Source organism: Rothia nasimurium, assembly GCF_004569295.1.
Lineage (GTDB): Bacteria > Actinomycetota > Actinomycetes > Actinomycetales > Micrococcaceae > Rothia > Rothia nasimurium_B.
In genome coordinates this window covers 1-26206 of record NZ_SPQC01000005.1, presented here as the reverse complement: position 1 = coordinate 26206, position 26206 = coordinate 1, and the positions used below count along the sequence as shown (strand labels likewise).

The window sequence follows — 26206 nt, the reverse complement described above, 5'->3', positions numbered from 1 at the left end:
CGGTGTTGCGCCTGCTGTAATTAATCCCTAAGGAGACAGCGGTGACCCAGACCCCGCAGAACGAAACCCCTGAAGAAGCCGCCCGCCGCGCCGAAGAAGAACGCAAGGCCCAGGTGCGTCTGATGAGCGAGATGGCATCCCTGGGGTTCTACGATGCGGCTAAAAGCGCCCGCTGGCTCAACTCCCGGGAGCTAGAAGGTCTAGACCGCGCCAAGCTGTTTGAGGGTCTGCGCCTAGCTCCTTCTCCCGATATCGCCCTGCCTGCCCTGGTCAGACTCATTGAACGCGCCCCCAAGGTGGCGCAGCTAGCAGAGCTGGGGGCGGACGCCGAGGCCCTCTACCGCTTACTGGGCGGCTCCGAGGCGCTGGGGGAGTTCTTGGTTCGCCACCCCGAGCACGCAGACCTGCTAGAGATTAACCCTACGGCTTTTGACGGCCAAGATTTTCCCGTCTCGCTGCTGCCCGAGACCGACGAAGAATACCTCACCCCTATCGCTCCGCTCGATACCGTCTACCGCCGCGACCTGCTAACGGCTGTGGGAGCCGATCCGGCTACGTCCGCCCCGGTCGCCCAGCTCACCGGCAAGGAAGCCTACACTGCCCTGCGTGTTGCCTACCGCCGTCACCTGACCAAACTAGCAATCTACGACCTCACCAGTTTCGCACCGGTGCAGTTCATGCCCACCGTTGGCCGTCTTCTGGCAGACCTGGCCGCAGCAGCCCTCGAAGGGGCCCTGGCAATCGCCCGCGCCGAAGTAGCCCAGAACCGCAGCGAACAAACCGTAGCCGCTGTAGAACTTGCCATCATCGGCATGGGCAAATGCGGCGCCCGCGAACTCAACTACATATCAGACGTCGACGTGGTCTACGCTGTCGCCCATAAACCCCTGGCTGACCTCCCGGAAGACTTTGCCCCCCTCGACGAAAATACCCTGACCCAGATCGGTACCGAGCTGGTCATGATCCTCTCCAAGGCCATCATGGCCCCGGCCCCCGAGCCCGCCCTCTGGGAGGTCGACGCTAACCTGCGCCCCGAAGGTAAGGACGGCGCCCTGGTACGCACCGTGGAGTCCTACACCACCTACTACAAGCGGTGGGCCGAAAACTGGGAATTCCAAGCCCTGCTCAAAGCCCGCCCCATCGCAGGTACCCCCGAGCTGGGCGTCCGCTGGGCACGAGCCATGCGCCCCTTCATCTGGGAATCTGCCGCCCGCGATTCCTTTGTAGAGTCAGTGCAAGCCATGCGCCAACGCGTCACCGACAACATCCCTGCAGCTGAGATTGACCGACAAATCAAGCTCGGCCCCGGTGGCCTGCGCGACGTAGAATTCACCGTTCAGCTTCTGCAGCTCGTGCACGGCCGCACCGATGAAAGCGTCCGCACCCAGAGCACCACCGACTCCATCGCGGCCCTCGCAAAAGCCAGCTATATCGGCCGCAAGGACGCCCACGACTTCGCAGATAACTACGCAACTCTGCGTGTGATGGAGCACCGCATCCAGCTGCTCTACATGCGCCGTACCCACCTGATGCCGGTCAAAGAAAACGACCGGCGTTCGTTAGCGCGCGCCATGAACTCCCCCCTGGCCCCCACCCAGCTGACCGAGCCAGAGATGCTCAAGCAGTGGGCCGGTATCAAACGCGCCGTGAAATCCCTGCACGAGCGCCTCTTCTTCCGTCCGCTGCTGGCCGCTGTCGCCCACCTCTCCAAAGATGAAGTGGCCCTCACCCCGCAGGCGGCGCAAGACCGCCTGGCAGCCCTGGGCTACAAGGACCCCCGCCGCGCCATGGGCCACATCGAAGCCCTCACCAAGGGTCTACGCCGCTCAGCCGAAATCCAGCGCACCCTCATGCCCGTGCTTCTGGGCTGGTTCGCCAAGGGCGTGGACCCGGACGCCGGCTTACTCGGCTTCCGCCGCATCAGCGAGTCCCTGGGCGGCACCCCCTGGTATCTGCGAATGCTCCGCGACTCACCGGCCGCTGCAGAGCGCCTCTGCACCCTGCTGGCGTCCTCCCGCTTCATCACCGACCTGCTGGAAGACACCCCCGAACCTATCGCCTGGCTCGACCGCACCGAAGACCTCAAACCCCGCGCCACCGACGTCATCATCGGCGAACTACGCTCCCAGCTCACCCGCCACACCGACTCAGCCGAAGCGATCCGAGCCGTCCGCATGGTGCGCCGCCGCGAAATTCTCCGCCTCGCCATGGGCGAAGCGCTCGGCATCAACAGCAACGCAGAAGTAGCCCACGGCCTATCCGACATCGACCGGGGCGCCATCCAGTCGGCTCTTGCCATCGCCGAACGAGAAACCTACATCGATGGCCGCACCCCGCTAACCGACGTAGCGGTCATCGCCATGGGCCGCCAGGGCGGGGCCGAAATTGGCTACGGATCAGACTCCGACCTCATGTACGTGCACATACCGCGCGATGGAGCCGACGAAAAAGCCGCCCAGATCGAAGCCACCGACCTCATCAACCGCATGGTCGCCCTGCTCAAACAACCCACCACCCCGCCAATCCGCGCCGAAAAAGTGCTCGAAATCGACGCTGACCTGCGCCCCGAAGGCAAGGCAGGAGCCATGGTGCGCTCGCTGGAATCCTTCCGCGAATACTACGAGCGCTGGGCAGACACCTGGGAATTCCAGGCCCTGTTGAGGGCCCGCCTCTTCGCGGGCTCCGAATACGTAGGGGCAGCTTTTATCGAGCTCATCGAGCCCTACCGGTACCCCACCACCTTCCCCGCGGAGAAGGTCACCGAAATCCGCCGTATGAAAGCCCGGGTCGAAACCGAACGCATGCCCCGCGGGGCCGATAAGACCCGCCAGCTCAAACTGGGCAGAGGCGGGCTGACGGACGTCGAGTGGCTGGTCCAGCTTCTACAGCTCCAGTACGCTCACCGGGTCGAGGGCATGCGCACCACCTCCACCCTCAAAGCCCTGGACGCCGCTGTGCAGGCAGGGCTGGTTGATGAACGGGACGCCACCCTGCTCTCATCAGCCTGGAAACTGGCCTCCAAGATACGCGGCCTGAACGTGCTCCGTACCGGCCGCGCCTCGGACACCTTGACGACCACCCGCTCAGACCTTGAAGCTGTCGCCCGCTGGTGCGGGTATGCCCCCAACTCTGCGCGCGTCCTCGAAGATGACTACCTACGCATCACCCGCCAGGCCCGGGCCGTCTACGAAAAGCTGTTCTACCCGGGGTAGAAGACGGTTTACCGCTCTAGGTAGCTTACCGGGCTCGTGCTCGCTGCCGACCCTCTCATCTGGTTCGCTAGCGCTCACAAGACGATTCACGCCAGCCCCGAGCCAGCAGCTTCGCTACGAGCCCGGTAGCGCTACTTGGGGGCAACAGCCTAACTCACTAGTGCTTCTCAGCCTTTGAAATCTGGTCTGCCAGGTCTTCGGGTGATAGGTCTGCGTTCGAGAAGGCTTCGTTTAGGGGCAGGCGTAGGCGCAGGCCGGTTCCGGGGCAGATTTCCACGTGGGCGCTGCGCAGTTTGAAGTCGACCACGTGCCCGCCGCGGGTGCGCTCGTCGTCGATGAAGTGGGCGTGGCAGCCGGGCACACCGATACCCTGCTCGTAGATGGGGGTACGGAATCCCACGATGGTGCCGGGTACATTGTCGAACTGGACGATGTCTTCACCTTCTACAGCGTCTACCATCTTGGGGTAGGGCTTCTCCTGCTTCTTGACCGTGCGGGTGCGTACCCACTCGAAGTCGCCCACGATCTTGATGGCGTACATGTAGTTATCTGACAGGGTGAAGTTATCCAGCACCTGGCTAGCTGAGGTGCGCAGCAGGTTGGTGGGGAGGTCGCGCTTGATGGCGGGCACGAAATTAGTGATGACGGCAAAGGGAGTCTTCTGGTCGAGCGAGGCGAGCGAGATGGAACCGTCGTAGCGCATCTGGTAGCAGGTGCCGTCAAGCACGATCATTTCCCCGTCGAGGCCGTCGAAGGTGCCCACGCCGAAGTTTCCGTGGCCCAGTAGCTCACCGATGGTCATATCCCCGTCGTAGATGCCGTCGAGAAGCTGGCTCATCAGGCCGGTTTGGAAGACCTCGTTGCGGTAGATGGTGCTGCGGCCTTCGAGAATGGTGCTTTGGGGGCTCATGGGTCTCTCCTTGAGTAAGCGGGGGTGGTGCGCAAAAGCCGCGCTGCGGCGTCCTTGAGGTGCGGACGCCTAGCGCGGCTTTGTGCTTGTGAATGTCAGTTTACCGGGGCTTAGACGCCGTAGTACATCTGGTATTCGAGGGGGTGGGGGACCAGCAGCAGGGGAACGAGCTCGTTGCTGCGCTTGTAGTCAATCCAGGCTGAGATGAGGTCTTCGGTGAAGACATCGCCTGCCAGCAGGAAGTCATGGTCCTTTTCGAGGGCGTCAAGGGCTTCTTCAAGGTTGGCGGGTGCCTTCTTGATGTCTGCTGCTTCTTCGGCGGGCAGCTCGTAGAGGTCCTTGTCGATGGGTGCAGGGGGTTCGATGCGGTTGCGGATGCCGTCCAGACCTGCCATGAGCTGGGCTGCGAAAGCCAGGTAGGGGTTGGAGGAGGGGTCGGGTGCACGGAACTCGAGGCGCTTGGCCTTGGGGTTGGTGCCGGTGATGGGGATGCGGATACCGGCGGAACGGTTGCCCTGGGAGTAGACCATGTTGATGGGGGCTTCGTAACCGGGAACCAGGCGCTTGTAGGAGTTGACGGTGGGGTTGGTGAAGGCAAGAACTGATGAGGAGTGCTCAATCAGACCGCCGATGTACCAGCGGGCAACATCTGAGAGGCCTGCGTAGCCGCGCTCGTCGTAGAAGAGGGGCTCGCCGTCCTGCCAGAGTGACTGGTGGCAGTGCATGCCTGAGCCGTTGTCGCCGAAGACGGGCTTGGGCATGAAGGTGACGGTCTTACCCCACTGGTCCGCGGTGTTCTTGATGACGTACTTGAACTTGAGCAGGTCGTCTGCTGCCTGGGTGAGGGTGGAGAACTTGTAGTTGATCTCAGCCTGGCCGGGGGCGCCTACTTCGTGGTGGGAGCGCTCTACTTCGAGGCCTACCTCGTCGAGGGCTACGCACATGGCGTCACGCAGGTCGGCCTGCTTGTCGACGGGGGAAACGGGGAAGTAGCCGCCCTTGGTGTTAGTCTTGTTGCCGAGGTTGCCGCCTTCTTCCTTGCGGCCGGAGTTCCAAGGTGCCTCATCTGAGTCGATCTTGAAGAAGACTGACTGTGGGGTAACTTCGTGCTGGACGTTTTCGAAGACAAAGAATTCTGCTTCTGATGCGAAGAAGGCGGTGTCGGCGATGCCGGTTGACTTCAGGTATTCTTCGGCGCGTTCGGCGACGCCGCGGGGGTCGCGGTGGTAGGATTCACCGGTGCGGGGGTTGACGATGGAGCCGGTAACGACCAGGGTCTTCTCAAGGCGGAAGGGGTCAACGTAGCAGCTGGTGACGTCGGGGATCAGCTGCATGTCTGATTCGGCGATGCCCTGGAAGCCGCGGATTGAGGAGCCGTCGAACATCTGGCCTACGGTGAAGAAGTCTTCGTCGATAGCCTTAGCGGGCAGGTTGAAGTGCTGCTGCACGCCGGGCAGGTCGCAGAAGCGGATGTCAACGAACTTGATGTCTTCGTTCTTGATGAAGTCGAGGACTTCCTGTGCGGTAGTGAACATGGTCGTTTGTTCTCCTTGAGTTGTTTTCGACCCATGGGTGCCCGGTTGGGTGGGCTCCCTCGCTGTTGTTTCTAGCCTAGGGCGTATTTTTTGCCCTAAAGTATCGTTTTTGTTTCGCGTGTGTAACGTACCGGCGCTTGAGTTGCATTGGTGTTACGTGGGTTTGGGTGGCTAGGTTTCCCTTTTCTAGTGTAGGTGGTTTGGGGTCAGGTTTCTCAGAGGGTAGGACGCCTGCGCCCGGTTTTCTTGGGCGGAAAAGGGCTAAGAGCGGGTAAGGTTAGTTGGGTGGTTACGAGAAGAGATTTAGGTTCTTGGATAGAGGGGGCTCCTACCGACCAGGAGTACCCCGGGCAGAATATGGGCAGGCCGCGGTCGGGGCGGGGTTCTATCGCCCGCCCGGTGCGCCGTTTGCTGGCCTTCTGGATTGACTGGCTGCTCATTGAGGGCATGTTTTTTGTGCTGGGGCAGACGGTTTTTCCGGGCGTGAATACCGCTGTGCTTGATGTTGCCCAGCTGGTTATTTTCTGGCTTTATATGGTTGCTGCTGCCGGTTTTATGGGGCACATGGTGGGGCATTTTGCCCTCGGTATGCAGGTACAGCAACTTGATGGTAAGCCCGCTGGCTGGCTGACCGCTCTGATCCGTCAGTCTATGGTCATGCTGGTGCTGCCCGTTGTCATTATGGATGCCGACCAGCGCGGCCTGCACGACCGGGCCCGCCACACTATTTTGGTGATGATTCGATAAATGAAAGACGATATGACGAACCCTACCGGCGAAGAGCCACAGAAAGAGAACGACCCGGCGCTACCGTCCTTTCTGACCCAGCCCAGGCCAATCGACAAGGTTCTGCTGAGCCTGCTCGCCTTCATGACCATTTACTCAATGGTCATGATTCCCCTGCGACCTAGTCTGCTGGTCAACGCGCCCTGGCTGGTTTCTTTGCTGACCGGTTCGGGGCTGGGACTGCTAATCACCGCTGCCCAGAATCAGGGAGCTGCCCTCATGCTGGCAGCCCTAACCGCAGCTGCTGCCGCCAGCCACATCAAGTTCATGGCGGTCTACTTCTTTATGGGGAAGCACTGGGGGCAGGACTTCATCACCTGGCTGTTCGCTAACCACACCCCCCTGTGGTGGCGCAAACTTGAAGGTTTTGTTGAGAAGCACCTCTTTCTGAGTCTGCTGCTGGGCTTTATCCCTTTCTCACCGATTCCGGCTACGATTCTGGTGGCTATCGCCGGTATCCGTAAACTCAAGGGCTGGGTTATCGGCCTTTACATCTACCTGCTAGCAATCGGCAATAAGCTCTTTTACCTCTACCTGGGGTTGCGTTTCGGCGAGGGCATCCAGCCCACTCTTGAGACCATTGACCGCTACATGATGCAGATAACCCTGGCACTGATCGCCTACGTTTTCATCATGAACTGGTGGCGCGGTTCAAAGAAGAAGCCCATGCAGTAGAAGCCTGTACGCATCAAGAAGGGGCCCGCTCAACATCTGTTGAGCGGGCCCCTTCTTGATGGGAAACCTGCGGCTTAGCGCATGCCCCGACGGTCGGGGCGCATACGCATGGGGTCAATACCCTTAGGAATAGCGTTCAGCATGTTGTTGTGCTTCGAGAGCGAATCAATGCGGTTAGCTACCTGGTGCATTTCCTGCTGGGTGAGCTTCTTGGGCAGCTTGTTCATGGTCTTGGTGAGCTGCTTGAGTTCAACCTGGCCGTCAGCGTGCCCGGTGTTGATGACGGTTACGGGAACGGTCGGTACGATCTTGGCGTACTTGAGCTTTTCCTTCTGGACCAGACCGTTGACACGGCCGGTAGGCCCTTCGGTGACCAGGACGATGCCGGGGCGGCCGATGGCGCGGAAGACGACGTCCTGGGACTTGTTAGCGGCTACGGGCTGCTGCTCGAAAATCCAACCGCGACGCAGGGTTGAAAGAGCTGCACCGGAGCGACCGGGCTGGCCTTCCAACTGGGCGAAGGCTGCCTTTTCTGCCCGGCGGGAGAGCACCATGACGGCGAAAAGAATGCCCAGGGGGATACCGATGAGAAGGAAGGTAATCCAGTTGTTGAGCAGCAGGCCGATGAGCAGGAAGACCAGGACGGTGCCAAAGAAGACCAGAGCAAGAATCCAGGGGATGTTGGGGTCCTGCTCGCGGGTCATGGCATAGACCTGCTTCATCTGAGCAAACATGCCGGGGCCGCGCTGGGCGCGGCGCTCTTCGCGAGCCTTTTTCTTTTCTTCGCGGGTCTGTGCGCGGGCGCTGCCACGGGATTCAGCCACTGTGTTTCCTTCGTGAGTCGATTCTGAGCGGGCGGGTACGATACGCGCCCTAACTTACCCATTCTATACGGCAAGCGCCCACCGATGAAACCGGTGGGCGCTTTGAAACCCTAGGGGTTAGCCTCCTTTAGGCCCCTGCTGCTACCAGGGAGCTGGCCTCCTGCATAGCAAAGCCTGAGTCGTCGATATGCGACAGGTGCTCAGGGATTTCGCGTCCCTGCTTCTTCATGGCACGGGCCCAGAGCTTACCTGCACGGTATGATGAGCGCACCATGGGGCCTGCCATCACGCCGGCAAAGCCAATTTCTTCGGCCATCTTTGAGAGCTCAATGAACTCGGCGGGCTTGACCCAACGCTCGATAGGGTGGAAGAGCGGGCCGGGGCGCAGGTACTGGGTAAGGGTAATCAGATCGCAGCCGGCATCGTGCAGGTCGCAGAGGGCCTCGTACACCTCGTCATTGGTTTCACCCATGCCCAGAATCAGGTTGGACTTGGTAATCAGACCGGCTTCCTTGCCCTGGGTGATGACGTCCAGGGAACGCTCGTAGCGGAAGGCGGGGCGAATCTGACGGAAGATACGCGGGACGGTTTCAAGGTTGTGAGCGAAGACCTCGGGGGCTGCGTCGATGACCTGCTGGACGTCCTCTTCCTTACCCTTGAAGTCGGGGATCAGGATTTCGACGCCGGTGTTGGGTGAAACGCGATGAATCTGGCGGATGGTTTCCGCATAAAGCCAGGCACCGCCGTCCTCAAGGTCGTCACGGGCCACGCCGGTAACGGTGGCGTAGCGCAGCCCCATCTTCTTGACGTTGAGGGCCACCTTAAGGGGCTCGGTGCGGTCAATGGCAACGGGCTTACCGGTGTCGATCATGCAGAAGTCGCAGCGGCGGGTGCATTCTGAACCGCCGATCAGGTAGGTTGCTTCGCGGTCTTCCCAGCACTCGTAGATGTTGGGGCAGCCGGCCTCTTCACACACGGTGTGAAGGCCAGAGCCTCGGGCTAGGTCAACCATTTCTTTGTATTCGGGGCCAACCTTGGCCTTGGTTTTGATCCATGAGGGCTTCTTCTCGATGGGGACCTCTGCATTGCGGGCTTCAACGCGAAGTAGCTTGCGGCCTTCTGGCTGGGCGCTCATGAGGTGGGGTTCTCCTTTTGGTGGTAAACCTGTGGTGGGTGTGCTGGCAGCTTCTGCCGGGGGAGCGGTTTATGCGCTGGGGGCCGGTGTGAAGTCGGCGGCGAGCTGGTCGGCGTAACGGGCCAGCTCTTCTTCTACCCGGTCAACAATATCGGCGGGGGTTATATTCCGGCCAAGTTGTTCGCTGATGGTGGTGACGCCCGCATCGGTGATGCCGCAGGGAATGAAGGCGCCGAAGGGGTCGGTGGGGTTGTTGCAGTTGATGGAGAAGCCGTGCATGGTGGTGTTCTTTGCAACGCGGATGCCGATAGCTGCAATTTTTTTGTCTTGCACCAGGGCGCCATCGCCTAGCACCCAGACGCCTGAACGCCCCTCGACTCGCTGGCAGGTGATGCCCAGGTCGGTCAGGACATTGATGAGCACCTCTTCGAGCACCCGCACGTAGCGGACGACGTCGATAGGCTCGGGCAGCTGCACGATGGGGTAGCCAACCAGCTGGCCAGGGCCGTGCCAGGTGAGCTTACCGCCGCGGTCAATTTTGATGACGGGCACGCGGTTATCGGTCGGGTATTCGTGGTCTTCGGTGCGCTTACCGGCGGTAATGACTTCTTCGTGTTCTAGCAGTAGGACGGTATTTTGCCGGACGCCGGTGGCGACTTCTTCGTGGACGGTGCGCTGGTAGTCCAGCGCGGAGGTATATTCCACATAGTCGGGGGCAAGCCCGACCCGTTCAAACAAAAGTGCCATACCTTCTAGGGTAGCCCTTTTGGTGGTGGGGTGAAAATATTCAGGGAGACTCTGGTCGTCTGAACCTGGGGTGTGGCGCTGTGACGATAGATGCCGTTTTTATCCACAGGGTACCTTCATGCAGTTGACTAGTGTAAATGCTGCCCCTGTGGATACTCCCGGCGGTGGCGCTGCCAGGTGGTGTATAGCTAAAGCATGAGTACCCCCATAGACCTACCCCAGCCGACCCGGGCGTCCGCACCGCCTGAACCAGAAAACGACCAGGCCCTGCCGATACCCGGTAACCTACCCGATGTAACCCCGCGCTACCGCCTTGAAAGCGGAGCCCACCACAGCACCTGGATAGTGGATTGCGGCTATCAAAGTGCCGCGCACCTCGAGCTGCAGGCGGGCCCCTATACCCTGACTCAGATCACCGGCGACACAGAAGCTAGTGCGAAAGCCGCAGAACGGCTGTGTTCCCTTACCCCTCACCCCGCAGTGCTGAGGGTCGATGCGGTTACCTCATCGCAGGACTCCTACCATATCTGGTATGAACCGGCCGAGGCTGGCACCCTCGCCGACTATTGCCGAGCCAAGGGAAAACTGCCCCTGGGGCAGGTAACCACCGTTGCCCGGGCTCTCACCCAGGCACTGGCCTACCTCCACGAACAGGGCTTTGCCTATTCTGCGCTAGTGGCCCGCCACTGTGTTTTCACCGTGCGGGGCGAGCTGAAACTCCTTGCCCCCGATATCGATACCCGCCCACTGGCGTCCGCGGTACAGAAGAGCCGGCAGGCAGATGACATCGCAGCCTGCGCTGCCCTGCTCTGGCTCTGTCTCACCGGGGAAGAGCCTAAAGCTATGCGGCTGAGGGCTCCCCTGAACCTGGCTGTACCCCAGGCCAGCGAGGCCCTGGCCCAGACCCTTGAGGACGCTATCGACTCTCGTGCCCAGCAGCCCCAGCTTGCTGACCTACTAGCACTTATTGAACTGGCGGCAGACCTCGAGCCCCTCGAACTCCATCTCAGCGCCCACCAGAGCGCGCGTCCCCGTCTTCCTGCCTACAGGCAGCCTGCGCCAGTAGAGCCCCGCCGGGCGGTGAAACAACGCCGCCAGATTTACGGGAAACTGCCCGATGTATCGCGGGGGAGCAAGGTGCCTCAAGGCGGGCTGCCCCATATTAGGAGGAAAGATAAAGGCCCCGGACGACTACCGGTAGGGCAGCATCTGCGGGAGCGCTGGGCCCTGAGTGGCGCTCTCCTGATAGGGGCTCTAGCCCTGGGCGGGGCCGGGTACCAGCTGTTCTCATCAGAGCCCCAGCATGATGTAACTACCCCGGCAGCGGTTGAGCAAGACCAGGCAGTAGCCCTAGAACCCAGCGATGACGACATAGCTCTTCTCGCAGCAGAGCTCGTAGCCGCCCGGAGCCGGGTACTTGCTTCGGGAGAAACAGCGAGAATGAGCGATTATACGGTTTTAGGCTCACCCCTGGCTGAAGCCGATAGCCAGCTACTGGCAAATGAAGGTGCAGCCGCTCTAGCCGATATGAGCACAGAACTGGTTGATATCAGCGAGATTACGGCAACCGAGAACGGCTACAGGCTCCTGGCTACGGTGCAAGCGACCGGCTATAGCCCCGCCGGTAGTGACCAGGAACTGGCAACGCAGGGTATAAGCCGGCAGGATGGTAGGGTGCTCCAAAGCGTGGAGCTGATTCTCCAAGCCGAGGGTGGAACCTACCTGCTGATTGAGGCGCGGCCCCTGTCCCTAGAGCCCTAGAGCTGTCCGCCCTCTAGTCCCTGCTGCTCTGTTGCTATATAGACCAGGGGCGGTGCACCAAACCGGTACACCGCCCCTGCTATCAAGAACCTAGGTGTTCTCGCCTTATTAGATCTGGGGGTACTGCATGAAAACAGCGATAGCGATATTGATCAGAGCCAGGCCACCAACAGTATGGGCCAGGGCTACGTTCTTACCGTTTTCAGGGGTGCCCAGGGCGCGGGCAGCCTTGTACTTCTTCTGGCCCATAAAGGCAGCTACAGCGATGACCAGGGCAATCACCATCTTGATGCCAATCATCATGTGGTTCAGAGTCATGTTCTGTGACATCTGGATGAAGTAGAGAGCAAAACCGGTAACGACCTGCAGCAGGGCCGCGTGGAACTGGCCGGGCAGAACGATGCCCTGCTTAAAGGTGCCTAGCCACAGGCCGAAAACCATTGCGGCACCAACGATGTGCAAGAAAAGAAGAATTGAAAATGCGATAGCCATGATGACAAGTCTACGTAATACCTGTTTGTTTAGCGACAGTTCGCCACTAAAACCGGTGTGGGGGTGACCACGCAAGACCCTATAAAAGACAGAAGAGTGCCCCGCTGGCTGCTACCAGCGGGGCACCCGAAAGCCTAGTTCAGAGAACTAAGAGCTGTGGTTTAGAGACCAACCTCAGCTTCGAAAGCTGCTTCTTCAAGGCGCTGCTTGAGGAAGGCCAGGAAGCGGCCAGCGTCTGCACCGTCTACAACGCGGTGGTCGTAGGTCAGTGAGAAGTAGGCCAGTGAGCGGATAGCGATAACATCGTTACCTTCGGCATCCTGGATAACAGCAGGACGCTTGTTGGTGGAGCCGATGCCCAAGATCGCTACGTTGGGCTGGTTGATGATCGGGGTGAAGAAGACACCGCCGGTCTGGCCGGTGGAGGAGATGGTGAAGGTTGAACCTGACAGCTCCTCGGGGCCGACCTGGCCATCGCGGGCGCGCTTGGCAACGTCGTTGATCTTCTTGGCGATACCTGCGATGTTGAGGTCGCCGGCGTCCTTGACAACAGGAACGAGCAGGCCCTTGGGGGTGTCAACTGCCAGGCCGATGTTCTCGGAACCGTGGTAGGTGATTTCCTTAAAGTCATCGCTCATGGATGAGTTGAACTGGGGGAACTGCTGCAGAGCTTCGGTGACTGCCTTGGTGAAGAAGGGCAGGAAGGTGAGCTTGGTGCCCTCGCGAGCCTCGAAGCCGGCCTTAGCCTTGTTGCGCAGGGCAACCAGACGGGTCAGGTCGATTTCCTGGACGGTGGTCAGCTGAGCTGAAACAGCCAGTGACTCAACCATGCGCTTAGCAACGGTCTGGCGGATACGGGGAGCCTTTTCGGTGGTGCCGCGCTTTGAGGACGCTGCAGCCTTGGGGGCTTCCTTCTTGGCAGGAGCTGCGGTTGCGGGAGCTTCAGCAGCGGGTGCTGATGCTGCGGGAGCAGCGCCCTTCTTAGCTTCAGCAGCAGCCAGGACGTCCTGCTTGCGGATGCGGCCGCCAACACCGGTGCCCTTGATGGTGGATAGGTCGATACCTTCCTGCTTGGCCAGCTTGCGGACCAGGGGAGTGACGTAGGCTTCGCCGTTTTCGCCGGTGGGCAGTTCAACAGTGGGAGCCTCGGCAGCTTCGTCGGTGGAGGAAACAGCGGGTGCTTCTTCCTTCTTCTCTTCTATGGGAGCAGAAGCGGCTGAAGCGTCACCGATGATAGCCAGAACCTGGCCGACTTCGGCGTCCTCATCTTCCTGGATGCGGATTTCGAGCAGGGTACCTGCTACGGGTGAGGGAACCTCGGTGTCGACCTTGTCGGTGGAAACCTCTACGAGGGGCTCGTCAACAGCAACCTCTTCGCCAACTTCCTTGAGCCAGCGGGTGATGGTGCCTTCGGTGACGGACTCGCCCAGGGCGGGCAGGGTAACTTCGGTGCCAGAAGCTGAGCCTGAGGACGCGGGTGCGGCAGCGGGTGCCTCTTCCTTCTTTTCCTCAGCTGCGGGAGCTTCTTCCTTCTCTTCAGCCTTGGGGGCTTCTGCGGCGGGGGCATCGTCAGATGAGCCTGCGCCGGAGCCGTCGCCAATAACGATGAGGGGCGCGCCGACCTCGACGTCCTCGTCCTCTTCAACGAGAATCTTCTCAACAACACCGGCTACGGGTGAGGGAACCTCGGTGTCGACCTTGTCGGTGGAAACCTCAACGATGGGCTGGTCAACCTCAACGGTTTCGCCAACCTCAACGAGCCAGCGGGTAACGGTACCCTCGGTTACGGATTCGCCCAGTGCGGGCAGTTCTACGGTGGTGGACATAGTCCTTCGTGCTCTCCTTGTGAGTGATAAAAATCTGTAGGGGGTAGGCGCTGGCCCTATAACCAGGGTCAAGGCCAGTGCCTACCGCAGGGGCTTGTCTTAGCCGTGCAGGGGCGCGCCTGCCAGAGCCATTGCAGCCTCGCCCAGAGATTCGTTCTGGGTGGGGTGGGCGTGGATGAACTGGGCGACATCTTCGGGGAAGGCTTCCCAGACAACCCACATCTGGGCCTCACCAATCTGTTCGCCCATGCGCTTACCAACAGCGTGAACGCCGATGATGGGGCCGTTCTTCTCACGGACGACCTTGACCAGACCGCCGGTGCCCAGGATGGAGGACTTGCCGTTGCCAGCCAGGTTGTACTCTGCAACCTCAACGTTTTCCTTGCCGAACTTCTCTTCAGCCTTGGGCTGGGAGTAGCCGATGGAGGCGATCTCAGGCTCGCAGAAGGTGACCTTGGGGATGTTGATATCTTCAACAACCTGGGGGTTAAGGCCTGCGATTTCTTCGGCAACAAAGCGGCCCTGCTGGTAACCGCGGTGGGCCAGCTGGACGCCGGGGACGATGTCACCGATAGCGTAGATGTTGCCAACGCCGGTGTGCAGGCGCTCGTTGGTGATAACAAAGCCGCGGTCCATGGTCAGGCCCTGCTCGTCGTAGCCAAAGCCCTCGGTGTTGGGGCCACGGCCGACAGCAACAAGAACGATGTCTGCCTCGAAGACGGTGCCATCTTCAAGGGTGATCTTGGCGCCGTTGGCGTCCTGTTCAACGGTCTTGAAGAACTTGCCCAGGGAGGACTTGATGCCGCGCTTCTTGAACTCGCGCTCAACGACCTTGATGATGGAGGGGTCTTCATTGGGAACCAGGTGGGGCAGGCCCTCGATGACGGTGACCTCTACGCCCATGGAGTTCCACATGGAGGCGAACTCGGAACCGATGACGCCGCCGCCCAGAACGATAGCGCTCTTGGGCAGGTAGTCCATCTGCAGGGCTTCGGTGGAGGTGAGCACGCGGTCACGAATCTCGATGCCGAAAGTCTTGGAGACAGAACCGGATGCCAGGATGATGTGCTTGCCCTTGTATTCGGTGCCAGCGACGGTGATGGTATCCTTGCCGGTGAGCTTGCCTCCGCCCTCGATGACGGTGACCTTCTTCATCTTGAGAAGGCCGGTCAGGCCCTTGAACTTGCCGGCGACGATGCCGTCCTTGTAGTCACGAACCTTAGCCATGTCGATGGACTCGAGGGTGGTGTTTACACCGTACTTTGAAGCGTGCTGAGCCTCGGAAGCGAGTTCTGCAGCGTGCAGGTAAGCCTTGGTGGGGATGCAACCGGTGTGCAGGCAGGTGCCGCCCAGGTTGCTCTTTTCGATCAGACCTACGGTGAAGCCCAGCTGTACCGCGCGCAGAGCTGCGGAGTAACCGGCGCTACCGCCACCGAGGATGAGGATATCGAATTCTGTTGTTGCCGAATCGGCCACGTTGACGCTCCCTTGCATGGGTCGCGGAGGCCTAAGCCCCCTTATGTACTGTCGTTTTCTAGCTTATCCCTTGAACGCGTCCACCTGCCACTATTGGCAGGTGTTTTATTGCTCGGGTGGGTATGATTACACCCCGTTACCTGCTAGAACGCGGGCAACGGGGTGCAAATGTAAAAGTTCCCTGGAAAGTAAGGCTTAGGCGTAGGCCTCGATGAACTTAATTAGTGTGGCGATGGAGTGGCCGGTGCCTTCCTTGGGGGTAAAACCGTAGGGGCCTTCCTCGTTGAAGGAGGGTCCTGCGAAGTCCAGGTGGGCCCAGGGAATTTTGGCGCCGTCCTTTTCGCCCACGAATTCTTCGAGGAACTGGCCTGCTACCAGCATGCCACCGTAGCGGGAGCCGATGTTCTGCAGGTCGGCGACGGGTGACTTGAGGCTCTTGCGCAGGTGCTCGGGCATAGGCATGGGCCAGTAGTCTTCACCGGCTTCGGTAGCTGCTTCAACAACCTGCTGGCGGACGGTATCGTCACCCATGACCGCTGCGGTGCGCACGCCCAGGGCGATGAGCTGGGCGCCGGTGAGGGTTGCGATGTCGAGAAGGACGTCGGGCTCGCCCTCGGAGGCCAGGGCCAGTCCGTCGGCCATGACCAGGCGGCCTTCGGCGTCGGTATTCATGACTTCAACGGTGTGACCGCTGCGCATGGTCAGCACATCTTCGGGGCGAATGGAGTTGCCGCCGGGCATGTTCTCAGCCAGGCAGAGGTAGCCGTGTACGGCAACCGGCAGGTTGAGCTCAGAAGCTGCTGCTACGACGTTGAGGACGGTTGCGGCACCTGCCATGTCGGACTTCATGGTGGTCATGGAGCCGGCGGGCTTGAGCGAAATGCCACCGGTGTCGAAGGTGATGCCCTTCCCCACAATGGCGATGGTCTTTTCAGCCTTCTCGGGGGTGTACTTGACCTCTACCAGGCGGGGCTTGCGCTCTGAGCCCTGGCCTACACCCGCGATGCCGCCGAAGCCTTCGGCGACCAGTTCTTCGTAGTCCCAGACCTTGGTTTGAACATTTTCAAGGTCCTCTACGCGGGTAAGGGCACGCTCTGCGAAGGTTTCGGGGTAGAGATGGGAGGGCGGGGTGTTGACCAGGCGACGGGTATGGTCAACGGCCTCACCCAAAATGAGAGCCCGAGTCAGAGCACCTTCTGCCTCAGCGGGGGCTACATCGGTGACAATGAGAACCTCGGCGACGGAAGCCTTGACCGATTCGGCAGTCTTGGCCCGCAGCTGGGTATCGGCAAAAGCGCCGTAGGCGGCGCCTTCTGCAATAGCTGCTACTTCCTCAACGGATTCTGCGCCCAGGGCGAGGGCTACGGTCTCTACACCGGCAAGCTGGCGGACGGCTGAGCCCGCTGCGTAGCGCAGGGCAACACGGTGGGCAGCGGCGTCTTCCTTCTGAGAGCCTAGGCCGATGAGGGCAACGACGTCGGCGCCGGCTTCATCGAAGCCGGGAAGTCGAACGAGCTCGTCCTGCCCGCCGCTGACGCCCAAATCTTCCAAAATAGCCTCAAGGCCCTCGGCGGTTTCTGCGTCGAGGGGGTTAGTGGCCAGTGAGGGGCCTTCCTTGCCGGAATACACACCGAGCACCAGCACATCGGCCTCAAGGGCTTCAAGGTCGGGGGCGGTTACAGAGAATAACAAATCGTGAGAATCGCTCACAGAAATCTCCCTTCGCAGTAGATATAAGAGGGGCAGTCGCACTCTAGGGCAACTGCAGTATCGTCTATAAGCCTAGTCCTAAAAGCCTCGCGAATGTAATCTGCGCAACGCCCCTTGCTGCTAAATCACCGCCGAGCGAACAGGCAGAGGCGCCAGGGTGAGAATTTATGGTCTTGGAAGGAATAGTTCTGTATATTCCCAGCGTTATACCTGCGACATTAGGCTACACAGTGGCTACACCCTGGAGTACTATAGAGACTCACAGAAGACGGGAAGAAAGAAGGGGGCTAGGAAGATGGCGCACGAAGATCGGCTGTATATAGCTCACGCCGGGGCGTTTGAAAACGACCGATTGAGAGGTCTGCCCCTCGTCATTGCCCTCTCACACCCCCAGGACGCCGGTGGCACCGCGGGGCACCTGGGTGAAGTGCTTCTGCATGAACTTGATAATGTGCCGGTCATCGAGTTTGATGCTGACCGCCTGCACGACTACCGGTCACGCAAACCTCGCATTACCTTCAAAAAAGACCACTACACCAACCCGGTACTTCCCGAACTCAAGCTGTACGCGGTAGAAGACCGCCTGGGTAAGCCTTTCTTGTTGCTGACCGGTGCTGAGCCCGACTTGCTCTGGCAGCGATTTACGGCCGATGTGGTGGATATTGCCCAGCGTCTTGAAGTGTCGGTGGCCCTGTCCGTGACCGGTTTCCCCATGCCAGTGCCGCATACCCGACCTATCCCCGTGACAGCGCACGGGTCCCGTAAGGACCTGACGGTCGGCATTTCCTCCTTCCAGCCCGAGGCTCTGGTGCCAGGGTCGGTATCGAGCCTGCTGGAGGTGCGCCTGACCGAGGCCGGCATTGGAACCGCCGGTTTCGCAGTGAATGTGCCGCAGTACCTGTCGGAGTCGGAGCTGCCCCAGACCGCGCTTGTTGCTATGGAGCACCTGTCACTGGCCGCTAAGCTGAGCCTGCCTTCAGACCGTTTGCGTGAGCTGTCTGAGAACGTTCAGCTACAGATTGACGAGCAGGCTAGCGCTAGCCCTGAAATTCAGATGATGATTCAGCGCCTCGAAGAGTCCTACGACGCGAACGCCGCCCAGGGGTTCGGTAGCCTCCCCCTTTCTGAGCGTGCCGCTGGTCGGGTGCCCAGCCGGGATGAAATCGGTTATGAGGTAGAGGCCTTCTTGGCTCAGCTCGATCACAACACTCGGGATGCGGACGGCGACGGCCCCCGCGGCCTGGGCCCCTCCGGTTCCTAAACCGGCCCGGGCCTGGCCCCGCGGTGAAGCTACCTGTGGAAACCCGCTTTAAGGGCGTCATAGATGCGTCACAGGTTCACCGATTTATGGGAAGCATGTGCTCCATGAAGGCTTGATTATTTCCTTTGACATGGGCGGATACCGGATGCCCAGCGGGTGGGGAATATCCACAGGCCCGCTTGGGCTCGTCTTAGATACTCTTCTCTATCAGCCTGATAGGTATGACAGAGAATCACCACACCCCAGAAGAACCTATCGTTACCTACCTCAGCTCGGAGCGCGACGTCCTCGCCCTTGCCCTGCATCTTTTAGGCTACTGGCCTGAAAAGTCCATCATGCTCTTGGCCCTGAGTGACGGGGGAGCAGGGCCCCTGCTGCGCGTTGATATGCCCGATGTTTCTGAGGTAGCGCCGGATGACTTTCTGACCTATACCTTCGAGGCCTTCCCCACCCATAGCCCTACAGGGGACCCCATCACCAGCGTATTCTTGCTGCTCTTCGCCGACGGCGCAGCCTCCGGAGAAGTGGATGTTTCGGTAGAAAAAACCTTCCTAGAAGCAGCCCAATGCTATGCGGAGCTCGCGCCAGCCCACGCAACCCTTCACGGACTGAATATACTCGATGTGCTTGCGGTAGGGCAGCAGGCCTACTGGGCTGTGAACCCGGCTGAAGGGCAGCTGGCTCCTGCCGGTTTTCTAGACGAGATCTTGACTAGCCCGCTGTATAGCGAACTGGTAGCCCACGGGTCGCTTGTCGCGAGTGATGCACATGAAGCCCAGGAACTTAAGAATCGCACGGCGCTGGGAACTGAGGACCCTGATGGGCAAGAACGTTGGCAGGTTAATGCGGAAGCCTATAGCGCTTTCTACTTGGAAGAGAAACAAGAGCAAAATTCCCAAGAAGCCTGCCAAATTGCTGCTGAACTAGAGCTGTGGGAGCAGGCTATAGATGCTGTTACTTCCCTGCTTGTTGGGTCGCAGGGTAGCAGGGGGCTCTACTTCGGGACCTTAGCCGATACTATACGCGCCAAGGTGATTCCCGATGCAGCTGGTTTTCTGATCGCTTCTTTCGATAGCTTTGCAACCCTCCAGCTCGTGATTCTTCAGGCCTGCCGCACCCTCAAAGACTCGTTAGCAGCTCTGAGAGCTCTAGAACAGGGGGGCCAAGCGCTGGGGCTGAACAGGCAAACTGCGGGGGATAGGGTTCTGCCCCTGCCGTCAACCCTGCACCGGTACCAGCTCGATCGTCTCAGTCAGTCTGAACAGGGTGTGCACGAGCAGATAGATAGCACCGAAGACAGTCTGAAGGAAATGGCTGAAACTCTCTTTGGTGTAGATCCCACCCCGCCAGACTGGAAGCGCCTGGAAGCTTTGTGGCATTTGGCAGCCGTGCTGGAAAGCTCCGCTACGGGAAAGGCCGAAGCTTCCCTTCTTGCTGCACAAGCGTGGGTGAGCTGGATGCGGGGCAACTCTACGGAAGCCTTCTACCTGCTGGAGGCTATTGACAGCACCTACCGCGATGGGGGCTCTTTACCCCTGCATTACCTTTTGAGTATCAGTGCTTTCCCTACCTGGCTTACTCTGCCCGGTGGAGCCCCAGAGACCTACGTGACCAAGAACAGCAGATAAGCGGCCGAGCCTTCTTCGCTAGAAAACCTAAAACATGTCATACTTGACTATTGACCCCGCTCAAAGTGTCTCTCAAAAATACAGCTTCCTATCGGGAATAGAAGCCCCTACCCGGGCGTTATACCCACCGATAGATACCCTGGAAACTGTATTGTGCGAATCGATCACTTGACAGGGTCTTAGGTGTTTTGACCGCGAACACCGCATCACACTCGCTACGGTCAACTAGCTCAGAAAGGTTTTCTGTGTCACCAGCCGCACGCAAGAAAGCAGCCAGCGAAACCGCTGCAACCAAAGCCACCGCTAAAAAAACCTCAACTCGCACCAAAGCAAAAAAGGCTGACGAGGCAGCAGACGCCGTAGAAGCAGACGACGAAGAAAGCGCCGCACCTCAGCGAGCCCCCAAGAAGACCGCAGCTAAGAAGGCTGCCCCCAAGAAGAGCCGCAAGGCTAAGGACGAGGACGACGATTTCGCCGACGACGATATCGATCTGGACGACGAGCACCTCGATAGCGACGACATCGAAGATGTCGATGAAGACGAGGCAGACTCTGTCACCAAGGAAGAGAAGAAAGAAGCTGAAGCTGTAGCAGCTAAGGGTTCTGGCTTCGTCCTGACCAACAACGATGAAGACGACGCTCCTGCCGTCCGCGTCGTTACCCCCGGTGCTACCGCAGACCCCGTCAAGGACTACCTCAAGCAGATTGGTAAGGTTGCCCTGCTGAACGCTGAGCAGGAAGTCGACCTGGCTATGCGTATTGAGGCCGGACTCTACGCCGAGCACAAGCTCAAAGAGAACCCCGACATGGACCCGCAGCTCAAGAAGGAACTGCGCTGGGTGATTCACGACGGACGTCGCGCTAAGAACCACCTGCTGGAAGCCAACCTGCGTCTGGTGGTCTCACTGGCCAAGCGTTACACCGGCCGCGGCATGCTTTTCCTCGACCTGATTCAGGAAGGTAACCTGGGCCTGATTCGTGCCGTTGAGAAGTTCGATTACTCAAAGGGCTTCAAGTTCTCAACCTACGCAACCTGGTGGATCCGTCAGGCTATCACCCGTGCAATGGCTGACCAGGCCCGTACCATCCGCATCCCCGTGCACATGGTTGAGGTTATCAACAAGCTGGCCCGCGTCCAGCGTCAGATGCTGCAGGATTTGGGCCGCGAACCCACCCCTGAAGAGCTCGCTAAGGAACTCGATATGACCCCTGAAAAGGTCATTGAGGTTCAGAAGTACGGCCGCGAGCCGATCTCCCTGCACACCCCTCTGGGCGAGGACGGCGACTCTGAGTTTGGCGACCTGATTGAGGACTCCGAAGCAGTAGTACCTGCCGATGCTGTCTCATTCACCCTTCTCCAGGAGCAGCTGCACTCGGTTCTTGATACCCTCTCTGAGCGCGAAGCAGGTGTTGTTGCTATGCGCTTTGGTATGACCGACGGCCAGCCCAAGACCCTTGATGAAATCGGCAAGGTCTACGGCGTTACCCGCGAGCGTATCCGCCAGATTGAATCAAAGACTATGTCTAAGCTCCGTCACCCCAGCCGTTCCCAGGTTCTGCGTGACTACCTAGACTAAAAACCGAACTACTGTAGTGCGGTATAGGCGGGTGCCCTTGAGTGTTCTGACTCGAGGGCACCCGCTTTTTTGATGGGGCTGCTGGCATAAGAGAAGGTGGGAGTTGCTAGCTATCTGGGAGTTATGCGATGGCGAGGGTGGCGATTTTCCAGTTGCCCCGTTTGCGTTCTGCCCGTAGGGCTACGGCCCGGGTACGGACGTCGTCGGTCACCAGCAAACTCATTTCATAGGCAGTTTCAGCGACTTTCTGGACGATGATACGTCGCGGGCGGATTACAGCAGGTGGCTTGCTGGGGCAAAGGGCCTGGGGGTAATGACGCTGCCGGTAGCGAATGGCGGCTTTTGCCTGTTCAAGCTGCTTTTCTAGGGTGCGGTAGCAGCCGGTTGTCATCCAGGGAGCTAGATGGTGCTGAGGCCTGCGCCCCATGAAAACTTCGATGGCAGCGGTACCAATGCGAACCCCCAGCTGCTCAAGGGCCTGCTCTTCTTGATTGATAAAGGAGAGGCTGACGGCAGGTTCTGCTGGCTGGCCCTTTTCAAAGTAGGGTGCATATTTTTCGGCGTATTCGGTAGCTTCGACGATGATGTATTTGCGGTCATCGCGTTCTGGGAAAGCGGTTTTCATGGTGTGCTCCTTTGCAAAACCTAGCGGGGTAGGGTAATCGTTTGACCTGGGAAAATTAGGGTGTCCAGGGTGGGGATGGTTTTGTGGTTGAGTTGCCAGATAGTGTGCACGAGCGCTAGTACTTCAGCTCCTGAGGCATCGGGAGTCAGTTGGTCTTCTGCGATACTCCATAGCGAGTCACCCGGGGCCACGGTATAGGTAGTAGCTGCTACGTCTTCTGAAAAATCCGGCTGCACGCGGGTAGCACCCCCGAAGAGGGGGGGGGAAATGGGCTGGTAGCTCTTTGTCGTAACGGGAAGAACCGTGATTGTTGCACGTCCCTGGGGGTGTGCTTGGGAAAAGAGGGGTGAAGTAGCAGAGGCTAGGGTGGAGTCATCTGATAATGCCTCGACGTCGTGATTAATTTGAGAAGCATGAGGGAATAGGGGCGAGCTTGTTTCGCCGTTGTGCACTCTTGCTGTTACCGAAATAGCTTGCTCAAGGGGAAGGGCATAGGCCTGGGTGGGTGCTAAGGCCCCCAGACCTAAAGAAGCTCCCGCAAGTGTTTTAAGGAGTCCTGGGGCCCAGGCCGGCAGTTGTATGTGCAGGGTAGAGCGTCGGGCACGAGCTAGGGCGCTGTAGTAGAAGCCTAAACCAGCTAGCCACCAGAGGGCGATACAGAGGCAAAGCAAGCCAGCGGTAGCGCAGACTAGCAGGCTCATCCAGCTGCCCGGGCTACGAGAAGTGAGCCCTAGACCTTGATTCTCTTCGCTCAGAAGTGAGTGAAGTAGCATGCCTGATGCGCCAGCTCCACTCAGCGCTAGGAGGGGAATCAGATTAGCTGTGCATAGGGCAAAAAATCGCGATGCCACTTCTTTCACCTCAAATCATGTCATTTGATGTAGTTTGATGATTTATGTATCATATTACTTCCCTTTGTGGTGGATTCAAGAGGCTTGTAGCAAATTTTTCAACAAATTTTCGTTGGCGGGGTATCCTCAGTGCATGGCACACCTAGATTTGCTCTTCCGCGATTACGAAATCCAGATGGAAGCACAAAAACACCGAGATTACGAGGCGGATGCTCGCGAGCTCCGCCAGATAGAGCTTTCTCGAGTCACCGTGGCTGACCGTTTGGCAGCCCAGCTTGGGCAGCTGCTGACTATTCACGGGTCTACTGGAGATATTTGGTGGGGGAGACTGGAGACTTTAGGGCTGGGTTGGCTTCAGCTAGAGACGGACGCCGGCGGCCTCGTTCTTCCGCTTGCGCACCTTCTTTACTGGGAGGGCGGAAACCATCAGGCCGTGGGTGAAGCCCATGAAGTGTCTCGCAAGCTCACGCTGGGGTCTGCCCTGCGGGCTCTCAGCGCAGCCCAGCGTGATATCCACATTTATCATGCAGGAGGAACAGGTCTCACCAGTGCGGGTAGGGTTCGGGCTGTCGGCGCTGACTATTGTGAAATCATAGGCATACAGGCGCACAAAGAGGACTCCCGCGGAACTCGGGGAACTCCACGATGCGTCCTCTTCACCTCAATTGCCGCTATCAGGGTAGCGGGATAAACAGTCTGTTTTAGGAGATATCGGCTCGTTCGGCCTGCTCGGCCCGAATAGCTTCTTCGGTCATCGCATAGCGCTCGCTGATATATGCTTCGAGCATGCTCTTTTCAACCCGCCACTGGTTTCTGCCGCCAATCTGGATGGCCTTCAGCTCCCCCGAGCGCACCAGGGCGCGAGTTTGGCTGGGGGATATATTGAGAATTTCACCGACGTCGGTCAGTGTGAGAAAGCGCTGTTCAACCATATCTGGTTCCTTCTGAAATGGGGGAGTGAGTGGGGGATTCTTTGCTTAGTTTAGTGCATTTTGAACTACCTTGATAGAAGAAGCAAGGCCTGTGGATAACTTGCTGGATTTTGCGTAACTTTGGTCAAAAATACGTGCAATCTTTGAAATTGATGTTCTGATTAGGGAAACTGCTGTCAACGAGGAAAACTTCCTGACTCAAAGAGGTGTCATGATGGCTCAAGAAAATCTTGCTCCCCGTTTCAGAAAGCTGGGGTTCCGCGATCCTAAGCTGCTGGCGGGCGTCCTAATTATTCTTCTCTCGGTTCTGGGCGTCGTCGGCCTTATCCGAGCTACCAATCAGACTCAGCCCTACTATGTTGCCAGTAAAGATATCGGTATTGGTGAAAAAATTACCACTGATAACGTGACAACTGCCCAGGTCAAGCTAGGTGAATCAGCAGGTCTCTACCTTTCAGCGGAGCAAGTAATCGCTGACGGATCGGTAGCTACCCGTCCGCTAACGGCGGGGGAGCTTCTCTCACCCCGGTCGCTGTCCACCGAGGTAAGCGATGGGCGCAGGCTCGTTACCCTGCTACTTGATCAGTACGCGGTAGCCGAATATGTTCCTGGCAACCGGGTAGATATTTGGGTTGCCTACAAGACAGAGGGGGCCAACTCGTACGGTGATCCCGTGGTCATCGCAGAATCAGCCGAGGTGCATTCTGTAACGGCCCAAGAATCTGTGATTGGAGGAACCGGACGTTCGGCTGTTGAGCTGTGGGTAAACCATGACGTCCTGCCCACAGTCCTCGGTGCCACCAGCAGGGGAGCGGTCATCAGCCTGGTCCCGTCGGCCTACGCACCAGGAGGGAACTAATGCAGGTTCCTGTCGTTGTTGTTGGCGATGAGGGCGGACGTTTCGTTTCAGCCATTGAATCTCAGCGTGGCCAGGTGAGCGTGGTCAGACACGTGCACGATATCGGTGAAATGCTGGGACTTGCACAAAGCGGCCTTGCCCGCGCTGTGCTGATCGTGACCAGGGGAGAAGAGCTCACTCTTTCCATGGTCAAATCCCTGCACCACCTTGAGGTGGCAGTGTGTCTTGTCAATGACCAGGGAACCCAGCCTCCTATAGAAGGCATCCACTCGATTGATTCTCTAGCCGATACCGCAGAGATCGTTAGCGAGATCGAAAAGGCCGTCGATACCCTGTTGAATTCAGAGCAGACCGGTGAGCAGGCCAACCAGGCTCAGCACGAGGAGCCTGCCCTCTCTGCCCCGGCTCAAAGTCACCCCAAAAGGGGCGATGAAAAGCAGGACGCTCCTGCCCCCTCACCTGCGGAAGGGAAGGTGGTAGCGGTGTGGGGCCCCTACGGTTCACCGGGACGTACCACCCTGGCCATCAACCTGGCAGCAGCCTACGCAGAAACAGGGTACTCGGTTTGTTTAGTGGACGCAGATACCTACGGGGCGTCCGTGGGAGCTGCTCTAGGCCTTACTGACGACTACTCAAGCCTCGCCCAACTCTGCCACCATGCAGACCGGGGAGGCATAACCCAGCAACAGCTCAAAGAACTTACCCACACCGTCTCGTACCGCTCCCACTACTTCGATATCATCACCGGCATCAACCGGCCAGATCGCTGGGTAGAGGTACGCTCAAACGCTCTCGACCTCGTACTCGATACACTGGTTTCAACATACGACCTGGTGGTTATCGATACTTCTTTCTGCCTTGAAGAAGACCCAGCTCTGAGCTTTGACGGTTTGACTCCCCAACGAAACGACGCAACCCTGACCAGCCTGGGGCGAGCTGACCACCTGATAGCTCTTGGCCTAGCAGACCTTGTGGGCGTACCGCGTCTTATCAAAGCCTACGACACCCTTAGCCAGGTACTTGGACCGGCCCTTGATGAAAGAATCAGCATTGTCTTCAACCGCGTCCGAACCGAGGCCCTAGGCCCATCTGCCCAGGCCGCCCTCGAACACTCCTGGGAGCGATTCGGGCCCAGCCTGCCCATAGCAGCCCAGCTACCAGAAGACAGCGCAACCGCTGATAAAGCCCGCCTAGCAGGAACAACAATTCTTGAAGCAGCCCCACAGACAGAACTGGCCTGCCAGCTACAGGGGCTCGCCGACACCAGCCGAAATGCCCTAGGGATTGGAAAACCTGCCCCATCACTAGCGCCCCCTCCGCGCCTGAGCATGGTAGAAAAGAAGAAGCCCTGGGTGCGCTTTACCCGCCGCCCCCGCTCCTAACC

At 59.0% G+C, this 26206-nt stretch carries 21 protein-coding genes and 1 pseudogene; 10 read left to right on the top strand and 12 right to left on the bottom strand.

All coding sequences use genetic code 11. The features are described 5' to 3' along the window. Positions 1–41 precede the first annotated feature (41 nt). Positions 42–3212, top strand: a complete 3171-nt coding sequence (locus E4U03_RS02190) for a bifunctional [glutamine synthetase] adenylyltransferase/[glutamine synthetase]-adenylyl-L-tyrosine phosphorylase (RefSeq protein WP_280741414.1) — start codon at positions 42–44, stop codon at positions 3210–3212. A 157-nt stretch (positions 3213–3369) separates the two neighbouring features. Here E4U03_RS02190 and budA read toward each other — a convergent pair whose 3' ends face one another. Both budA and glnA read right to left on the bottom strand, forming a co-directional pair. Further along, complete coding sequence (budA, locus tag E4U03_RS02185; protein ID WP_135011352.1) at positions 3370–4122, bottom strand: acetolactate decarboxylase; 753 nt, start codon at positions 4120–4122, stop codon at positions 3370–3372. A 110-nt stretch (positions 4123–4232) separates the two neighbouring features. Continuing rightward, on the bottom strand, positions 4233–5657 hold the full coding sequence (gene glnA, locus E4U03_RS02180; protein ID WP_135011351.1) for a type I glutamate--ammonia ligase: 1425 nt from the start codon (positions 5655–5657) through the stop codon (positions 4233–4235). A 285-nt stretch (positions 5658–5942) separates the two neighbouring features. On the opposite strand from glnA, the gene E4U03_RS02175 reads away from it, so the two are divergent. Both E4U03_RS02175 and E4U03_RS02170 read left to right on the top strand, forming a co-directional pair. Then, positions 5943–6404: an RDD family protein gene (locus E4U03_RS02175; protein ID WP_135011350.1), complete on the top strand. Its 462-nt coding sequence runs from the start codon at positions 5943–5945 to the stop codon at positions 6402–6404. Between the two features lie 12 nt (positions 6405–6416). Then, positions 6417–7118, top strand: a complete 702-nt coding sequence (locus tag E4U03_RS02170; protein WP_135011349.1) for a hypothetical protein — start codon at positions 6417–6419, stop codon at positions 7116–7118. A 74-nt stretch (positions 7119–7192) separates the two neighbouring features. Here E4U03_RS02170 and E4U03_RS02165 read toward each other — a convergent pair whose 3' ends face one another. The 3 genes and pseudogenes from E4U03_RS02165 to lipB form a co-directional block, all read right to left on the bottom strand. Next, positions 7193–7942, bottom strand: a complete 750-nt coding sequence (locus E4U03_RS02165; protein WP_245207638.1) for a DUF4191 domain-containing protein — start codon at positions 7940–7942, stop codon at positions 7193–7195. A 127-nt stretch (positions 7943–8069) separates the two neighbouring features. Beyond that, positions 8070–9077 (bottom strand): lipoyl synthase, encoded by a 1008-nt coding sequence (gene lipA / locus E4U03_RS02160; RefSeq protein ID WP_135011348.1) that lies wholly within the window; start codon positions 9075–9077, stop codon positions 8070–8072. Positions 9078–9146: 69 nt separating this feature from the next. Further along, a pseudogene (lipB, locus tag E4U03_RS02155) lies at positions 9147–9830 on the bottom strand (lipoyl(octanoyl) transferase LipB); the annotation flags it as partial. Positions 9831–10019: 189 nt separating this feature from the next. Here lipB and E4U03_RS02150 point away from each other — a divergent pair. Further along, positions 10020–11585: a protein kinase gene (locus E4U03_RS02150; protein ID WP_135011346.1), complete on the top strand. Its 1566-nt coding sequence runs from the start codon at positions 10020–10022 to the stop codon at positions 11583–11585. A 108-nt stretch (positions 11586–11693) separates the two neighbouring features. On the opposite strand, the gene E4U03_RS02145 is transcribed toward E4U03_RS02150, so the two are convergent. The 4 genes from E4U03_RS02145 to E4U03_RS02130 form a co-directional block, all read right to left on the bottom strand. Continuing rightward, on the bottom strand, positions 11694–12077 hold the full coding sequence (locus E4U03_RS02145) for a hypothetical protein (protein ID WP_135011345.1): 384 nt from the start codon (positions 12075–12077) through the stop codon (positions 11694–11696). A gap of 161 nt (positions 12078–12238) precedes the next feature. Continuing rightward, on the bottom strand, positions 12239–13903 hold the full coding sequence (gene sucB / locus E4U03_RS02140; RefSeq protein WP_135011344.1) for a 2-oxoglutarate dehydrogenase, E2 component, dihydrolipoamide succinyltransferase: 1665 nt from the start codon (positions 13901–13903) through the stop codon (positions 12239–12241). A 99-nt stretch (positions 13904–14002) separates the two neighbouring features. Further along, on the bottom strand, positions 14003–15397 hold the full coding sequence (gene lpdA, locus E4U03_RS02135) for a dihydrolipoyl dehydrogenase (RefSeq protein WP_135011343.1): 1395 nt from the start codon (positions 15395–15397) through the stop codon (positions 14003–14005). A gap of 177 nt (positions 15398–15574) precedes the next feature. Next, the gene (locus E4U03_RS02130) at positions 15575–17089 is read right to left on the bottom strand and encodes a leucyl aminopeptidase (RefSeq protein ID WP_135011342.1); all 1515 of its coding nucleotides are present in this window, start codon (positions 17087–17089) and stop codon (positions 15575–15577) included. 295 nt (positions 17090–17384) lie between these two features. On the opposite strand from E4U03_RS02130, the gene E4U03_RS02125 reads away from it, so the two are divergent. From E4U03_RS02125 to E4U03_RS02115, 3 genes are all read left to right on the top strand, one after another. Then, a complete protein-coding gene (locus E4U03_RS02125; RefSeq protein WP_135011341.1) occupies positions 17385–18350 on the top strand; it encodes a proteasome assembly chaperone family protein in 966 nt (321 codons plus the stop codon). 221 nt (positions 18351–18571) lie between these two features. Further along, positions 18572–19978 carry a DUF4192 family protein gene (locus E4U03_RS02120; protein ID WP_135011340.1) on the top strand — a complete coding sequence of 469 codons (1407 nt, stop codon included), beginning with the start codon at positions 18572–18574 and terminating at the stop codon, positions 19976–19978. A gap of 188 nt (positions 19979–20166) precedes the next feature. After that, positions 20167–21555, top strand: coding sequence for an RNA polymerase sigma factor (locus tag E4U03_RS02115; RefSeq protein ID WP_135011339.1), 1389 nt, complete (start codon positions 20167–20169; stop codon positions 21553–21555). A 121-nt stretch (positions 21556–21676) separates the two neighbouring features. Here the strand turns inward: E4U03_RS02115 and E4U03_RS02110 are convergent, their stop codons facing one another. Then, the gene (locus tag E4U03_RS02110; protein WP_135011338.1) at positions 21677–22180 is read right to left on the bottom strand and encodes an Rv3235 family protein; all 504 of its coding nucleotides are present in this window, start codon (positions 22178–22180) and stop codon (positions 21677–21679) included. A 20-nt stretch (positions 22181–22200) separates the two neighbouring features. Then, on the bottom strand, positions 22201–22416 hold the full coding sequence (locus tag E4U03_RS12715) for a LysM peptidoglycan-binding domain-containing protein (protein WP_167752231.1): 216 nt from the start codon (positions 22414–22416) through the stop codon (positions 22201–22203). A gap of 748 nt (positions 22417–23164) precedes the next feature. Between E4U03_RS12715 and E4U03_RS02100 the strand changes: the two genes are divergently transcribed. Continuing rightward, positions 23165–23722, top strand: a complete 558-nt coding sequence (locus E4U03_RS02100; RefSeq protein ID WP_135011336.1) for a hypothetical protein — start codon at positions 23165–23167, stop codon at positions 23720–23722. A 10-nt stretch (positions 23723–23732) separates the two neighbouring features. Here the strand turns inward: E4U03_RS02100 and E4U03_RS02095 are convergent, their stop codons facing one another. Next, entirely contained in the window at positions 23733–23963 is a 231-nt protein-coding gene (locus tag E4U03_RS02095; protein ID WP_135011335.1) for a helix-turn-helix domain-containing protein, read from the bottom strand. A gap of 211 nt (positions 23964–24174) precedes the next feature. Here E4U03_RS02095 and E4U03_RS02090 point away from each other — a divergent pair, with 211 nt between their 5' ends. Then, positions 24175–24822 (top strand): SAF domain-containing protein, encoded by a 648-nt coding sequence (locus E4U03_RS02090; RefSeq protein ID WP_135011334.1) that lies wholly within the window; start codon positions 24175–24177, stop codon positions 24820–24822. Next, positions 24822–26204, top strand: a complete 1383-nt coding sequence (locus E4U03_RS02085; RefSeq protein ID WP_135011333.1) for an AAA family ATPase — start codon at positions 24822–24824, stop codon at positions 26202–26204. Before E4U03_RS02090 ends, E4U03_RS02085 begins: the two co-directional genes overlap by 1 nt. The last annotated feature ends 2 nt before the right edge of the window (positions 26205–26206 follow it).

Bases quoted from the DNA above. Each gene is read 5' to 3' on its own strand.
- glnA (WP_135011351.1), bottom strand. From the start codon at position 5,657: ATGTTCACTACCGCACAGGAAGTCCTCGACTTCATCAAGAACGAAGAC.
- E4U03_RS02120 (WP_135011340.1), top strand. From the start codon at position 18,572: ATGACAGAGAATCACCACACCCCAGAAGAACCTATCGTTACCTACCTC.
- E4U03_RS02090 (WP_135011334.1), top strand. From the start codon at position 24,175: ATGATGGCTCAAGAAAATCTTGCTCCCCGTTTCAGAAAGCTGGGGTTC.
- budA (WP_135011352.1), bottom strand. From the start codon at position 4,122: ATGAGCCCCCAAAGCACCATTCTCGAAGGCCGCAGCACCATCTACCGC.
- lipA (WP_135011348.1), bottom strand. From the start codon at position 9,077: ATGAGCGCCCAGCCAGAAGGCCGCAAGCTACTTCGCGTTGAAGCCCGC.
- E4U03_RS02110 (WP_135011338.1), bottom strand. From the start codon at position 22,180: ATGAAAACCGCTTTCCCAGAACGCGATGACCGCAAATACATCATCGTC.
- E4U03_RS02085 (WP_135011333.1), top strand. From the start codon at position 24,822: ATGCAGGTTCCTGTCGTTGTTGTTGGCGATGAGGGCGGACGTTTCGTT.
- E4U03_RS02150 (WP_135011346.1), top strand. From the start codon at position 10,020: ATGAGTACCCCCATAGACCTACCCCAGCCGACCCGGGCGTCCGCACCG.
- sucB (WP_135011344.1), bottom strand. From the start codon at position 13,903: ATGTCCACCACCGTAGAACTGCCCGCACTGGGCGAATCCGTAACCGAG.
- E4U03_RS02170 (WP_135011349.1), top strand. From the start codon at position 6,417: ATGACGAACCCTACCGGCGAAGAGCCACAGAAAGAGAACGACCCGGCG.
- lpdA (WP_135011343.1), bottom strand. From the start codon at position 15,397: ATGCAAGGGAGCGTCAACGTGGCCGATTCGGCAACAACAGAATTCGAT.
- E4U03_RS02145 (WP_135011345.1), bottom strand. From the start codon at position 12,077: ATGGCTATCGCATTTTCAATTCTTCTTTTCTTGCACATCGTTGGTGCC.
- E4U03_RS02095 (WP_135011335.1), bottom strand. From the start codon at position 23,963: ATGGTTGAACAGCGCTTTCTCACACTGACCGACGTCGGTGAAATTCTC.
- E4U03_RS02125 (WP_135011341.1), top strand. From the start codon at position 17,385: ATGGCGCACGAAGATCGGCTGTATATAGCTCACGCCGGGGCGTTTGAA.
- E4U03_RS02100 (WP_135011336.1), top strand. From the start codon at position 23,165: ATGGCACACCTAGATTTGCTCTTCCGCGATTACGAAATCCAGATGGAA.